This is a genomic window from Pseudarthrobacter sp. 1G09 (assembly GCF_050038305.1).
GTDB lineage: Bacteria > Actinomycetota > Actinomycetes > Actinomycetales > Micrococcaceae > Arthrobacter > Arthrobacter equi.
In genome coordinates, this window is sequence record NZ_CP188306.1 from 1,190,412 (window position 1) to 1,203,642 (window position 13,231).

The 13,231-nt window shown below is 64.9% G+C and carries 13 protein-coding genes; 7 read left to right on the forward strand and 6 right to left on the reverse strand.

Features of this window, described 5'->3' with window-relative positions; all coding sequences use genetic code 11:
• Positions 1-15 precede the first annotated feature (15 nt).
• Positions 16-780, forward strand: a complete 765-nt coding sequence (locus ACP3TD_RS05555; RefSeq protein ID WP_426765959.1) for a response regulator transcription factor — start codon at positions 16-18, stop codon at positions 778-780.
• Here the strand turns inward: ACP3TD_RS05555 and ACP3TD_RS05560 are convergent.
• Entirely contained in the window at positions 753-1,163 is a 411-nt protein-coding gene (locus ACP3TD_RS05560; RefSeq protein ID WP_426765961.1) for an Hpt domain-containing protein, read from the reverse strand. The genes ACP3TD_RS05555 and ACP3TD_RS05560 overlap by 28 nt on opposite strands.
• Before the next feature lie 234 nt (positions 1,164-1,397).
• On the opposite strand from ACP3TD_RS05560, the gene ACP3TD_RS05565 reads away from it, so the two are divergent.
• On the forward strand, positions 1,398-2,612 hold the full coding sequence (locus ACP3TD_RS05565) for a glycosyl hydrolase (RefSeq protein ID WP_426765963.1): 1,215 nt from the start codon (positions 1,398-1,400) through the stop codon (positions 2,610-2,612).
• 118 nt (positions 2,613-2,730) lie between these two features.
• On the opposite strand, the gene ACP3TD_RS05570 is transcribed toward ACP3TD_RS05565, so the two are convergent.
• The 4 genes from ACP3TD_RS05570 to bioB are packed head-to-tail and all read right to left on the reverse strand — an operon-like array spanning position 2,731 to position 4,995.
• Entirely contained in the window at positions 2,731-3,165 is a 435-nt protein-coding gene (locus ACP3TD_RS05570; protein ID WP_426765965.1) for a very short patch repair endonuclease, read from the reverse strand.
• A gap of 19 nt (positions 3,166-3,184) precedes the next feature.
• Positions 3,185-3,619, reverse strand: coding sequence for a pyridoxamine 5'-phosphate oxidase family protein (locus tag ACP3TD_RS05575; RefSeq protein WP_426765967.1), 435 nt, complete (start codon positions 3,617-3,619; stop codon positions 3,185-3,187).
• A 54-nt stretch (positions 3,620-3,673) separates the two neighbouring features.
• Positions 3,674-3,985 carry a hypothetical protein gene (locus tag ACP3TD_RS05580; RefSeq protein WP_426765969.1) on the reverse strand — a complete coding sequence of 104 codons (312 nt, stop codon included), beginning with the start codon at positions 3,983-3,985 and terminating at the stop codon, positions 3,674-3,676.
• Positions 3,982-4,995 carry a biotin synthase BioB gene (gene bioB / locus ACP3TD_RS05585; RefSeq protein ID WP_426765971.1) on the reverse strand — a complete coding sequence of 338 codons (1,014 nt, stop codon included), beginning with the start codon at positions 4,993-4,995 and terminating at the stop codon, positions 3,982-3,984. Before bioB ends, ACP3TD_RS05580 begins: the two co-directional genes overlap by 4 nt.
• A 215-nt stretch (positions 4,996-5,210) precedes the next feature.
• Here bioB and ACP3TD_RS05590 point away from each other — a divergent pair, with 215 nt between their 5' ends.
• The 4 genes from ACP3TD_RS05590 (at position 5,211) to ACP3TD_RS05605 (ending at position 9,962) form a co-directional block, all read left to right on the forward strand.
• A complete protein-coding gene (locus ACP3TD_RS05590) occupies positions 5,211-6,938 on the forward strand; it encodes a purine-cytosine permease family protein (protein WP_426765973.1) in 1,728 nt (575 codons plus the stop codon).
• A gap of 407 nt (positions 6,939-7,345) precedes the next feature.
• Positions 7,346-7,816, forward strand: a complete 471-nt coding sequence (locus tag ACP3TD_RS05595) for a DUF6318 family protein (protein WP_426765975.1) — start codon at positions 7,346-7,348, stop codon at positions 7,814-7,816.
• 320 nt (positions 7,817-8,136) lie between these two features.
• Positions 8,137-8,739 carry a hypothetical protein gene (locus ACP3TD_RS05600; RefSeq protein WP_426765977.1) on the forward strand — a complete coding sequence of 201 codons (603 nt, stop codon included), beginning with the start codon at positions 8,137-8,139 and terminating at the stop codon, positions 8,737-8,739.
• 143 nt (positions 8,740-8,882) lie between these two features.
• The gene (locus ACP3TD_RS05605; RefSeq protein WP_426765978.1) at positions 8,883-9,962 is read left to right on the forward strand and encodes an alkene reductase; all 1,080 of its coding nucleotides are present in this window, start codon (positions 8,883-8,885) and stop codon (positions 9,960-9,962) included.
• A gap of 238 nt (positions 9,963-10,200) precedes the next feature.
• Here ACP3TD_RS05605 and ACP3TD_RS05610 read toward each other — a convergent pair whose 3' ends face one another.
• Positions 10,201-10,518: a hypothetical protein gene (locus ACP3TD_RS05610; RefSeq protein ID WP_091718579.1), complete on the reverse strand. Its 318-nt coding sequence runs from the start codon at positions 10,516-10,518 to the stop codon at positions 10,201-10,203.
• A gap of 166 nt (positions 10,519-10,684) precedes the next feature.
• Between ACP3TD_RS05610 and ACP3TD_RS05615 the strand changes: the two genes are divergently transcribed.
• Positions 10,685-13,174, forward strand: coding sequence for a Tex family protein (locus ACP3TD_RS05615; RefSeq protein WP_426765980.1), 2,490 nt, complete (start codon positions 10,685-10,687; stop codon positions 13,172-13,174).
• Positions 13,175-13,231: the final 57 nt, after the last annotated feature.

Here is a 13,231-nt window from a genome sequence, read left to right on the forward strand (position 1 = left end):
TGCTGAGGGGGCGCTATGAGTGATGCACGTGTGGGACTTGTCATCGAGGATGACCACGACATCCGGGAACTGGTTCGCACGGTGCTGACCCAAGCCGGATTTGATGTAACAGTAGCCAGCAGTGGCGCAGAAGGTGTCCTGGTGGCCAAAACCATCAGCCCTGATGTCATCACCCTGGATTTGGGCTTGCCGGACATCGACGGATTCGAGGTTTCCCGGCAGATCCGCGAATTTTCCGATGCCTATATCGTGATGCTCACGGCCCGCACGGAGGAGCTGGACACCCTTATAGGGCTTGAGTCCGGCGCCGACGACTACCTCACCAAGCCTTTCCGGCCGCGCGAACTCCGTGCCCGGGTGGCGGCCATGATGCGGCGCCCGCGTTCCGCCTCCGAACCCGCGGACGCCCCCGCCGAGATCCCGGCAGAGTCCGGTAGCCACCCGGAACGGGGCAACTACAGCCACAACGGGCTCGAGCTCAGCTACGCCTCCCGGACCGTGCTGGTGGACGGCACGGAAATGAACCTGACCCGCACGGAATTCGAACTCCTGCACGCGCTGCTGGAAGCCGGGCGGACTGTCCGGACCAAGTCGGACCTGGTGCGCCGGCTGCGGGACGAAGACTACGACGTCGGGAGCTACATCAGCGAGGCGGACGAACGGTCCGTGGAGGTCCACATGGGCAACCTGCGGAAGAAGCTGGGCGACTCGCCGCAGCAGCCGCGCTGGCTGCAGACCGTCCGCGGCGTAGGTTACAGGCTGGCGCCCATCGCGCACTGAGCCTGCAGGCGGTGCGTGGTCTGGCGGCTGCATTGGGTGATGTTCCGCAGGAAAGCGGCGGCCAGGTGGGGAAGTACGACGGCGGCGTCCGCCGCGCGTGCCCCGGTGCGGATTTCGCTTTCCAGATTCGTTGCCAGTCCCGCCAGCCGTTCCGCACCCACCATCTGGCTGGAGGTCTTCAGGCTCAGGACAGCGTCCACGGAGCCCTCCAGGTCTCCGGTGGTCAGGGCCAGCCGCAGCTTGCTGAGCCGCTGGGGCAGGCACTCGATGAAGTTCCCCACGAACACCTTGCTGTAGCCCCCGTCTTCTTCGAGTTCGTCCCGGAGACGGTCCAGCACTGACTGGTCCACCAGCGGCAGGGGGGCGTCATCCGAGGGGCTCACGGAGTTCCTTTCAGCCGACGTTTTTCAGTCCGGCAGCGCATCATCGGAGTGGGGCGGGCGTGCAGTTTCAGGTTAGGACCGGCGCCCGGGGGCGGCACCCTTTCGAGGAAGAATTGTGGGTTTCTTGATGACACTGCGGCTTCCGCACCCAATACTTGAGCCAGTGCTTTCCGCACTGAAACCTTGCGGCCGTGGCCGCCCGTCAGCTGGGGATGGGTTGTGTTGGCAAAATCGTTGAAGAGGTTAGTCATTGCTGCGTTCGTGGGAGCCGGCCTGGTTCTTGCGGCTGTTCAACCGGCCGCGGCAGCCGCCGCTCCGGCAGCACAAATTGCGTTGAGTCCGGCGTCCGGGCCGGCGGGGTCCGCCGTGACGGTGGCCGGGACCGGGTTTAAGGCCGCCACCACCGGAACGGTGATCATCGGGTCGGCCACGTTCGCTTTCAAGACCAGTTCCACTGGCGCCTTCAGTACGGGGGTGACCATTCCGTCCGGGTCCACCGGCAACGTCACCGTGACTGCCAAGACCTCGTCCGTGAAGGCGTCCGCCCTCTTCGCCGTTCAGGCTGCCGCCCCGCAGCCACCACCGGCCAGCAACGCACTCCTCCGGTTCGGCGCTGCCACCGCAGGGGGACCCCTCGCTACGGCGGAACTCGATGACGTGGCAACCCTCGCGGGGGAGAACCCCACCATGGTGCTTTCCTACAAGGACTTCCTCCAGGCGCCGCCGCTGGCCGAGCTGGACGCCGTCCAGGCACGGGGCGCCACGCCATTGGTCACGTGGGAGCCGTGGGCCTGGGGCGGCGGAGTGGATCAGCCGGCCTATGCCTTGGACCGGATAGCTGCTGGCGACTTCGACGCCAGGATCCTTGAGTGGGGCAAGGCGTTCACGTCCTGGGGCAAACCCGTGATGCTGCGCTTCGCCCATGAAATGAACGGCAACTGGTACCCGTGGGCGGAGGGCGTGAACGGGAACCAGGCCGGGGACTATGTTGCGGCCTGGCGCCACGTCCATGACGTCGTGGCGTCCACCGGTGCAGGCAACGTCCAGTGGGTATGGTCTCCAAACGTTCCCTATTGGGGTTCCACTGACCTTGCCGGGCTCTATCCTGGTGCGGGCTACGTGGACATTGTTGCCCTGGACGGCTACAACTGGGGCACCTCCCAGTCGTGGAGCAGCTGGGTGGCGCCGCAGGACCTTTTTGGCCCAGGCATTGCCCAGTTGCGCGGGCTCGCGGCGGGCAAACCCATCCTGATTGCCGAGGTGGCGTCCAGCGAGCTGGGCGGTTCCAAGGCCTCCTGGAATACGGCGCTGGTGTCCTACCTTTCCGCGCAACCGGACGTGATGGGCTTCGTCTGGTTCCACCTCCAGAAGGAAACCGACTGGCGCATCAACAGCAGCGATGCCTCTGCGGCCGCTTTCAAGTCCGCCCTGGCGGCCCGGAGGACTTAGCGGGAAAGTGGGGATGAGGCAGCTCCGGCATGTGGCGGGGATGTGCTCCCGGCCGGGGCACTTTCCCATCCTCCCGGGCAGGTCTCAAGAAGGCCGCGCCCAAAGCATAAAGATTAACTCAAGTCCGCTGCTGGGTTTCAAGGAACCGCACCAGCTGTGATTCGAGCGCGGCGCTGTCTTTGAGTTCGCATTCCCAGAGCGTGAGGACCTCCCAGCCGGCGTCCTCGAGTTTGCGGCGCTGCGCGGCGTCGCGTTCCCTGGTGCGGGTGCGCTTATCGGCCCAGAAGCCCGCGTTGGCTTTGGGAGCGTGCTGGCCGACGCGGCAGTCGTGGAAGTGCCAGAAGCAGCCGTTGACGAAGATGACTTTGTGGCGGCCGGCAAACACGAGGTCCGGGTTGCCTGGCAGCTTGCCCCCGCCTGCGGCGCCATGGAGCCGGTAACGGTAGCCTTTGGCGTGTAGGAGCCGGCGCACCAGGAGCTCGGGCTTGGTGTTCTTGCCCCGGATGCGGGACATGTTCCAGCTGCGTTGCTCGGGAGTGAGTCTGTCCGCCATGCTTCCAGCCTAGGAGCGCCTAGATTTCCCGTTCGGGCTGCTCTCCGAAGTTGAAGTGCCGCCCGCTGACGGAGCTGGGCTCGATCTCCACGTAGAAGTCCTTGAGCGTGGGAACCCAGGTCTTCAGCCCCAGAGCCTCCACGGTTTCCAGCTCCGCCGAGTTGCTCAGCACGCGCGCACTGCCGCGGAGGACCACGGACCACGCCTGGTCCGAGAGGATGCCGTCTGTTTCGAAGAGCACCTTGGAGTTGATGGTCAGCTGTGCCAGCTTGTTGCCCGGGGCGGTCCTCAGGTAGATCTTTCGGTCCGCCGTGACGTAGTTGACCGGGAAAATGTCCGGTTCGCCCGCAACGGAAACCACCAGCCTGCCGTGCTTGGTTCCCTCCAGGAGTTCCCAGGATTGCTCGTCGGTGAGTTCGAGAATGGGTTGCCCATCTGCGTGTTCAAACATCATGCAGCCATTCTTCTACTGGTTGTAGAAAAGCGCTAGGGGGTGGTGGCCGCTTTTTCACGGTGTGGTGTCAGGACAGGTAATGACGCCATGCCGTGAGCAGGCGGCCCACCAGCCCAGCGGTGTGACCTGGACCTTCAGGCGGCGCGCGCACTGGCCGCAGAACCGCGGCGGTTCCAGGTGCAGCCTCGACGCGCAACGCAGGTGGGCGGACGACGCCGGCGCGGTCCCGCCGTCGTCCATGTCCTTTCTACGGTGGTCACCGTCGCCGCGGCGAGCGTAGCGGACGTTCTCTTCGCGGGGCTCGCCGCAGTGACCGCAGTACAGGGCGGCAGCATCGGGGGAGGCACCGGCCGGGATCGGGCTCACAGGGTCTTCTGCAGTTCCCTGATGGGCATGTTGAGGTCCACCAGGAGGTTGAGGTCGGCGGTGGCGGGGCGGCCCAGGGTGGTGAGGTAGTTGCCCACGATGACGGCGTTGATACCGCCAAGGAGCCCTTCGCGGGTGCCCAGATCGCCAAGCGTGAGCTCGCGTCCGCCGGCGTAGCGCAGGACCGTTCGGGGCATGGCGAGGCGGAAGGCGGCGATGGCCCGTAGCGCATCCTTGCCGTCCATGATGTCTTGGTTTTCGAGCGGCGTGCCGGGCCGGGGGTTGAGGAAGTTCAGCGGCACCTCGTGCGGGTCCAGTGCAGCAAGCTGGGCGGCGAGTTCCGCCCGCTGGTGCAGTGACTCGCCCATTCCCAGGAGCGCGCCGCAGCACAGTTCCATGCCTGCGGCCTTCACCATGGTGCAGGTCTCAAGCCGTTCCTCATACGTGTGCGTGGTGACCACCTGCGGAAAGAAGCTGCGGGCGGTTTCGAGGTTGTGGTTGTAGCGGTGGACGCCCCAGCCGGCGAGCTGGTCCACCTGCCGTTTGGTGAGCATGCCCAAGGAACACGCAATGTTGATGTCCACTTCCCCGTTGATCCGGTCGATGGCGAACTTCACCTGGTTCATGAGCTTGATGTCCGGGCCGCGCACGGCGGCCACAATGCAAAACTCCGTAGCACCGGTGGCCGCAGTTTCCTTGGCGGCCTTGACCAGCTCCGGGATGTCCAGCCAGACGCCGCGGACGGGGCTGTCAAAGAGCCCGGACTGGCTGCAGAAGTGGCAGTCTTCCGGGCAGCCGCCGGTCTTGATGGAGACGATGCCTTCAACCTCCACGTCCTCGCCGCAATGCCGAAGCCGGACCTGGTGCGCCAGCTCCAAAGCTTGGGGCAGTGCTTCGTCCGGGAGGGTGAGGACCTCCACCAGCTGGTCTTCGGTGAGGCCGGTGCCCCGCTCCAGGACCTGGGCGCGGGCTGTCTCGAGAATGGGCCAGTTGTGGACGGTGGCAGTCATAGGTTGTCCTTTGTCTCGCGGAACGTACCCTTCCGACGCTAGTTCCAGGGGTGCCGGCCGTTTTTGTGGGGTGGCAACAAGTAGCCTGCCCGTCCATTGTTGACTGGAGCAGTCAAGGCTTTACACCCCGGAAACAGGAACGTGATGGGACTGTCTTTTCGGCTGGATAGCGTCTCTCGCAGACCTCGAACTCCGAACGAAAGCGACGCACGCCCATGAGCCACGACTCAGAATCCACGCAACTGCTGGAGCCTGCCGCACCGCCCGGCACCGCCGTCGTCGGCGGATCCACGGCGACTCCGACCGCGGGAAACGCTGCAGCGCTGAACGCCACCAAGGAGAGCCTGGAGGACTATACGCTTCGGTTCGCCCCGCGCTCGTACCGCAAATGGAGCGCAGGCGTGGTGGCCACCAGCGCGTTGGGCGGCATCGCCTACCTGGCGGACTTCTCGATCGGCGCGAACATCGGGATTTCCTATGGCACGGTGAATGCGATCTTCGGCATCCTGGTGGCCGCGGTGATCATCTTCGCCACCGGCTTCCCGCTGGCCTACTACGCGGCCCGCTACAACATCGACCTGGACCTGATCACCCGCGGCTCCGGCTTCGGTTACTACGGATCCGTGGTCACCAACGTCATCTTTGCCACGTTCACGTTCATCTTCTTCGCGCTGGAGGGCTCCATCATGGCCCAGGGGCTGGAGCTGGGCCTGGGGATTCCGCAGTGGCTGGGGTACGCGGCGTCCACCGTGATCATCATCCCGCTGGTCATTTACGGGATGAACACCCTGGCCAAGCTGCAGGTGTGGACCACCCCGCTGTGGCTGCTCCTGATGGTTGTTCCCGTGGGGTACCTGCTCATTTCGCATCCGGAGAGCATCGACAGCTTCTTTGCGTATACCGGTGAATCCGGCGACGGCGGCCCGAACCTGGCCTCCGTGATGCTCGCGGCCGGCGTGTGCCTGTCCCTGATGGCGCAGATCGCCGAGCAGATCGACTACCTCCGGTTCATGCCGCCGCGCACTGACGCCAACCGCGCGGCCTGGTGGCGGGCCGTCATCCTGGCCGGGCCGGGATGGGTGATCTTCGGCGCCATCAAGCAGATCGTGGGCCTCTTCATCGCCATCTACCTCATCGCCACGCTCGACCCCGCCGCCTCGGCCACCGCCAACGAGCCTGTGCACCAGTTCCTGGGCGTGTACCAGGAGATGATGCCGGCATGGCTGGCGATGACCCTGGCCGTGGTGCTGGTGGTGATTTCGCAGATCAAAATCAACGTCACCAACGCGTACTCCGGATCGCTGGCGTGGACCAACAGCTTTACCCGCATCACCAAGACCTACCCGGGCCGGATGGTGTTCGTGGTGGTCAACCTGCTGATCGCCCTGGTCCTGATGGAAGCCAACATGTTCGACTTCCTCAACACCATCCTCGGCTTCTACGCCAACTGCGCCATGGCCTGGGTGGTCACGGTTGCCTCCGATATCGCCATCAACAAGTACCTGCTCAAGATCTCCCCGAAGGTGCCCGAGTTCCGCCGGGGCATGCTGTACGCCGTGAACCCGGTGGGGTTTGTGTCGATGCTGGTGTCCGCGGGCGTTTCCATCGCTGTGTTCTTCGGTGCTTTTGGGTCCGGCATCCAGCCGTACTCGCCGATCTTCGCTGTCGGCCTGGCGCTGGTGTTGCCGCCTGCGCTCGCGGTCCTGACCCGCGGCCGGTACTACCTCCGCCGGACCGACGACGGCATTGACCTGCCCATGTTCGACGCCGACGGCAACCCCAGCGACGCGAAACTCACCTGCCACGTGACCGGTCTGGAGTTCGAGCGCCCGGACATGGTGCGCTCGGCACAGGACGCGCCCGACGGCGGCCCGCAGTACGTTTCCTCGCTCGCCTTGTCCACGGACAAGACAGGGGAGTTGGTGCTTCCGGCGCAGAAGTAGCCGTCCTGGAGCCCAGTGGTTTGGGGCTGTCAGCAGTTGGGGGAAGCCGGTGCCTGGGGGCACCGGCTTTTCCGTGCGCCTTCCGCGCGGCCTGGCGGGGTGGTAGAACCGGAGGCGGATGCCTGTGGATAACTCTTATCGCCGAGATGTGACCTGGGCTACCCTTGAATCACTGTCCGGAGCAAGCCGTCTTGAAACTACTGGGGGAATAGCGGCCCATGACCTCGCGCAACGTTCGTACGTCCTTTGGCCCTCGGTCCGGTGCGGCTGTTCTTGTGGTTGCCGGAGCGCTTCTGATGGCTGGCTGCTCCGGCGGAGCGCCGGCGGATCCGGGAACAGGCTCGCCCACGGCTTCCCAGTCGGCGTCTCCCAGCGTTACGCCTACGCCGACTCCCACTCACAGCGCCGTGTACAAGCCCGCCGATGCGTCGGGCCCCGCCCAAAACGTCCCCGTCCCAGTGCTGCCGGAGGTGGCGAAGACGGAGACGAAGGAGGGCGCAGAGGCTTTTACCCAGTACTGGTTTCAGCACCTCAATTTCGCGTATCAGACCGGAGATGTCTCAACAGTGCAAGCGATGACATCGCCAGATTGCCAGTACTGCAACAACATCATCAAATCCTTGACAACCAACTACCAGGACGGACGTTGGCTTGCCGGAGGGAAGCTCGCCGTACCTGCAGCAAGCACAACTTTCGAAAAGGCGTCGGACGGGAACTACCAAGTAGTTATTCAAGTTCTGCAGGACACCATCACCTACTACCAACCTGGCGGTGCTGAATTCCGTGAAGCCACCAAGCCGTCGAATACAGGCAATGTACTGTTGGTGGACTTTGTGGACTCAGGTTGGCGTGTTAACGGACTGCACCCACTTCGCTAATGTTCACGGGACTTCGGGCGAGGGTCGCAACTATTGCTCTGCTGGTACTAGCTTTGGCATTCAACTCGAATTCCCCAGCCATCGCGGAAACAGGCGTTGACTCAGGCTTCGGTAATGCGGGTGTCGACGTGGGTGCGTGGGAGAAAGACCCGGTTTCTGGAGACATAGGCGCCGCTAATCCAGGGACTGTCATTTCGGACCCCTACGAATACAAATACGAGCTCCAATGCCACCTCGGTGGGGGAGACTTCGACACCCCGTGCCTGGCCCGCCAGCTGGAATGCAAGAACGGCCCTGACGGTGAAGAAGGGATTCCTGTCATGTGGCTCTCCCGTCCCCGCGGCGTTCCCGGTGCTGTGTGGGCGTCGCACTCCGGCCCCACCTGCCTTTACGACGCCAGGCCTGAGGACCTGCTGCCCCGCATCGCGGCGGACATCCAGCGGGAGTTCCAAAACCTGCCAGTGAGCGCTGGATCTGTCACAGCACAGCCGAGTCCCCACACACTTCGCGGAGCTGAAACCAACTTCTATGCGGAGTCCGTGGAGCAGCAGTTCGACATCACGATGTTCGGCCAGCAAGTCCATGTGGTCGCCACCCCGGTGCAATACACGTGGAACTACGGCGACGGCACTGTTTTCGGACCGCAATCCTCGATGGGCGGCCCGCTGCCGCAGGACCGGTGGGGTGAAAAGACCCGGACCAGCCACGCGTACGGCGCTACCGGTGATTTCCAGGTAGTGCTGACCACGTCGTTCCAGGGAACGTACTCCGTCAATAACGGCCCCGCCCTGCCGATTCCCGGCCAAGGGCAGTTCAGCGCCCCACCACAGACCATCAGCGTCTGGCGGTCCCTCACCCGGAACTACGCAGACGACTGCAACACCAACCCACAAGGCCAAGGCTGCCCCGGTTCGGCCCGCTGACAGCACAGTCCAAGCGCTGCCGAATTTGTCCCATTCCGCAGCGGCAGGGCAGCAGTTCTGTGATTCGCCTCGCATCCGGAATAGTTGCATGCGCTTCGTAGTTGGCAGAAAGAGTAAGCCTTCAGCCCCCGAAAGGAACGCGCATGCTGTTTTCCCCCCTCACCCTCGGCGAACTTGAGCTCCCCAACCGTCTGGTCATGGCGCCGCTGACGCGCGTCCGCTCCGGCGAGGCAGGCGTCCCGGGGCCGCTCGTCGTCGAGCATTACCGCCAGCGCGCCTCGCTCGGCCTGATCGTCAGCGAAGGAACCCACCCGAGTGCTGGTGCACGCTCGTACGCCGGTCAGCCCGGAATCTTCACCCCGGAGCAGGTTGCAGGCTGGAAGAAGGTCACGGACGCCGTTCACGCAGAGGGCGGCCGCATGTTCGCCCAGATCATGCACGGCGGACGCGTTTCGCACCAGGACATCACGGGCGGGGCGGAAATCGTAGCGCCCAGCGCCGTTGCCGTGGAAGGAACTGTCCACACGCCGGCCGGCAAGCAGCCGTACCCGGTGCCGCGTGCCCTGGACACTGACGAACTTCCCATGGTCATCCAGGAATTCGTCAACGCCTCCCTCAACGCCATTGAGGCCGGATTCGACGGCGTCGAGCTGCACTCCGCCAACGGCTACCTCCTGCACGAGTTCCTGGCCCCGAACTCCAACATCCGGACTGACAGCTACGGCGGTTCACCCGAAAACCGTGCCCGCTTCGTCATCGAAACAGTAAACGCCGTTGTGGCAGCAGTCGGTGCCAACCGTGTGGGCATCCGCATCTCGCCCGAGCACAACGTCCAGGGCATCGCCGAGACGGACGCGGCAGACGTCCGCGCCACCTATGAAGTGCTCGTGGACAGCATCGCCCCGCTCAACCTCGCCTACCTCAGCGTCCTCCACCACGAGCCCACCGGCCAGCTGGTGCAGGACCTCCGCACCCGCTTCGGCGGACCCTTCCTGGTGAACACCGGCTTCGGCGTGGTGACCACTAGGGAAGAGGCAGTGAGCCTCGTGGCTGACGGCCATGCAGACGCAGTGGTGGTGGGCCGGCCCGCCATCGCCAACCCGGACCTCGCCCGGCGCTGGAAGGAAAGCCTGCCGCTCAACGAACCGGACGCCAGCACGTTCTACAGCACAGGCGCAGAGGGCTACACGGACTACCCCGTTTACCAGGACAGCAACTCGTAGCAGCCATACGACAACATGCGATGAGGGCGGCACCCATGATTGGGTGCCGCCCTCATCTGCTGCTGCACGGTGTGCTGTCCCGGCCGCGAAAAACCGGAAGCCATCCGACGACCCCCCGGCCTACACGGATTTTTGGCCCGCCGGACCCCGTTGGAAGCCGGCGGTGATCAGATGCTACTCCAACGATTTGATTTTTACCAGGCCTCCTTCGGCAGCGAAACAAGGGCAGGTTCCGGGGCTACAGGAAGGCCTCGCGGCCCGTTCCTTCCTTCATTACGAGCCTGTCTTCCTGGATGGAGACAAGCACGCTCTTAGGCTTTCCGCTCACCTTTGTAATCGCCTTCAGTCCGCGGTTGGTCACCTCGACGCCCACCTGGGAACCCTTCGCCGGCAGCTCCACCGAGACCTCAGAGGCGATCCCGAGGATGGGATTGGTGGATACATCCACGTCACGCCACACCTGCTTGCCGTTGACCGTCAGGGTGATGTTGGCCTCCTCGAACCCTTCCTGAAACACAATCAGCAGTTCTTTCATGGCGGCCTCTTCCTCGAGCATTAATGGCCTAAGACGGCATATCAACTACAGCACTTCGCGGACGGGAGCGGAATACCCTTACCCGCTGCGCGTCCCGGCGAACGCCCCCTCCAACGCGCCATCTGAGGAAGCGCGCCGGCTTCTGCCGCCGGTGGAGCGCACCTGGCGGGTAAGGCAAGATGTTCTGGTGACCCAACAGCCGCAAGCCCCTTCCAAGCCCGCAGCACAGCAGCCGGACGACGCCATCTACGCACAGATTGCCGAGGAGCTTGGCGTCAAACCCTGGCAGGTGAAAGCTGCCGTCGACTTGCTTGACGGCGGGTCAACGGTCCCGTTTATCGCGCGGTACCGCAAGGAAGCCACCGGAACGCTGGATGACGGCCAGCTTCGCGACCTGGAAGAGCGGCTGCGCTACCTCCGGGAACTTGCCGACCGCCGTCGCGCGGTCCTGGAAGCCATCGAGGCCCAGGGCCAGCTGACACCGGAACTGAAGAAGGCCATCCTGGCAGCGGACACCAAGTCCAGGCTGGAGGATATTTACCTGCCCTTCAAGTCCAAGCGCCGCACGAAGGCACAGATAGCGCGCGAAGCAGGGCTCGAGCCGCTCGCCGACGCGCTCGTGAAGCGGCACGAGCTCGATCCGGAGCGCGAGGCCGTCAAGTACCTCAACCCCGAACACGCCATCGGCGACGCCGCCGGCGCCCTCGCCGGCGCCCGCGCCATCCTCGTGGAACGCGTCGCCCAGGACCCCGATCTCGCGGCCACGCTCCGCGAGCGGCTCTGGACGCAGGGCCGAATGGTGTCACGCGTGAAAAAGGGCAAGGAGGCGGACGGCCAGAACTTCGCGGACTACTTCGACTTCACCCAGGCGCCCGCAGGAATGCCGTCCCATCGTGTGCTCGCCCTGCTGCGGGGGGAGAAAGACGGCGTCCTTGAACTCGACCTCGCCGAGGCGGATCCCGCGGACGACGACGCCCTGGCCGCCTCGCGGGCACGCTACGAGTCCGCAGTGGCAAGGTATCTCGGGGTCGCCCACCGCGGCCGGCCTGCCGATGCGTGGCTGATGCAGACCGCCCAGGTCGCATGGAAATCCCGGGTGCTGGCCAGGCTCACCGCAGACCTGCGGGGCAGGATGTTCGCGGCGGCCGAGGACGAAGCAGTGCGGGTGTTCGCCGCGAACCTCCGGGATGTCCTCCTGGCTGCGCCTGCGGGCAACCGCCCCACACTCGGCCTGGACCCGGGGCTGCGCACCGGCGTGAAGGTGGCGGTGGTGGACGGTACCGGCAAGGTCGTCGCCACGGACACCGTGTATCCCCATGCCCCGGCTCGGAAATGGGATGAAGCGTTGGCGTCGCTGGTAAAGCTGGCGCGGCAGCACGCCGTCGAACTCGTAGCCATCGGTAACGGAACCGCGTCCAGGGAGACGGACAAGCTCGCCGCCGAGCTGATCAAGCTCCTTCCGGACGTGGATCGGAAGCCGCAGAAGTTGGTGGTTTCCGAAGCTGGAGCGTCCGTCTACTCGGCTTCGGCACTCGCCGCCGCCGAGCTTCCCGGCATGGATGTTTCGCTGCGTGGCGCCGTGTCTATTGCCCGGCGTTTGCAGGACCCCCTCGCGGAACTCGTGAAGATCGATCCCAAGTCCATCGGCGTGGGCCAGTACCAGCACGACGTCACGGCATCAAAGCTGGACCGGAGCCTGGACGCGGTGGTGGAGGACTGCGTGAACGCCGTCGGCGTGGACGTCAACACCGCTTCGCCTGCGCTCCTGAGCCGTGTGGCCGGCGTCGGGCCCCTGCTCAGTGAAAACATCGTGGCCTACAGAAACGACAACGGCCCATTCGGCAAGCGTTCGGACCTCAAGAAAGTGCCGCGGTTGGGTGCCAAGGCCTTTGAGCAGTGCGCCGGGTTCCTCCGGATCACCGGGGGAGAGGAACCGCTGGACGCCTCGAGCGTGCACCCGGAGTCCTACGCGGTGGCCCGGAAGATCCTGGTGGCGGCAGGCACGGCGCCGGCGTCGTCGCTGGATCCGCGCGAGTTTGTGGACGACACCTTCGGCCTGCCCACCGTGACGGACATCCTTGCCGAACTCGACAAGCCGGGCCGTGACCCGCGCCCGGCGTTCACCACTGCCGCGTTCTCCGAAGGCATTGAAAAGATTTCCGACCTGAAACCCGGCATGGTCCTCGAGGGTACGGTCACCAACGTGGCAGCTTTTGGGGCGTTTGTGGATGTGGGCGTGCACCAGGACGGCCTGGTCCATGTATCTGCCCTGTCCAACCGCTTCGTGTCCGATCCCCGCGAAGTGGTGAAGTCCGGCCAGGTGGTGCGCGTCAAGGTGCTGGAAGCGGATCCTGACCGCAAGAGAATTTCCCTGACGCTAAGGCTCGACGACGAACCTGGCCCGCGCGGACAGGCTCCCCGCGGTACGGGCGCCGGTGGGCAGCGCCTCACGGGTTCGCCTGCAGGAGGCGCCAAGGCATCGGATTCCCGCAGGGGCGGTCCCGGTGCCGCGAAGCAAGGCGAACGGAATGCCGGCGGAGGCCAGGGTGGCAAGAACGGGGGAGGTCGAAACCCGAATGCGGCCGGCGGCTCCGGCGGCCGTGGTTCTGCTCCGCAGGCTGCACCCGTAAACACTGCAATGGCCGAGGCGCTGCGCCGGGCCGGGCTCGGGAAATAGGGTGCGCCCCTCCGGTGACCCGGGGTTGCCCTGGCACTGGCCGGTGGAGCGGTGGAG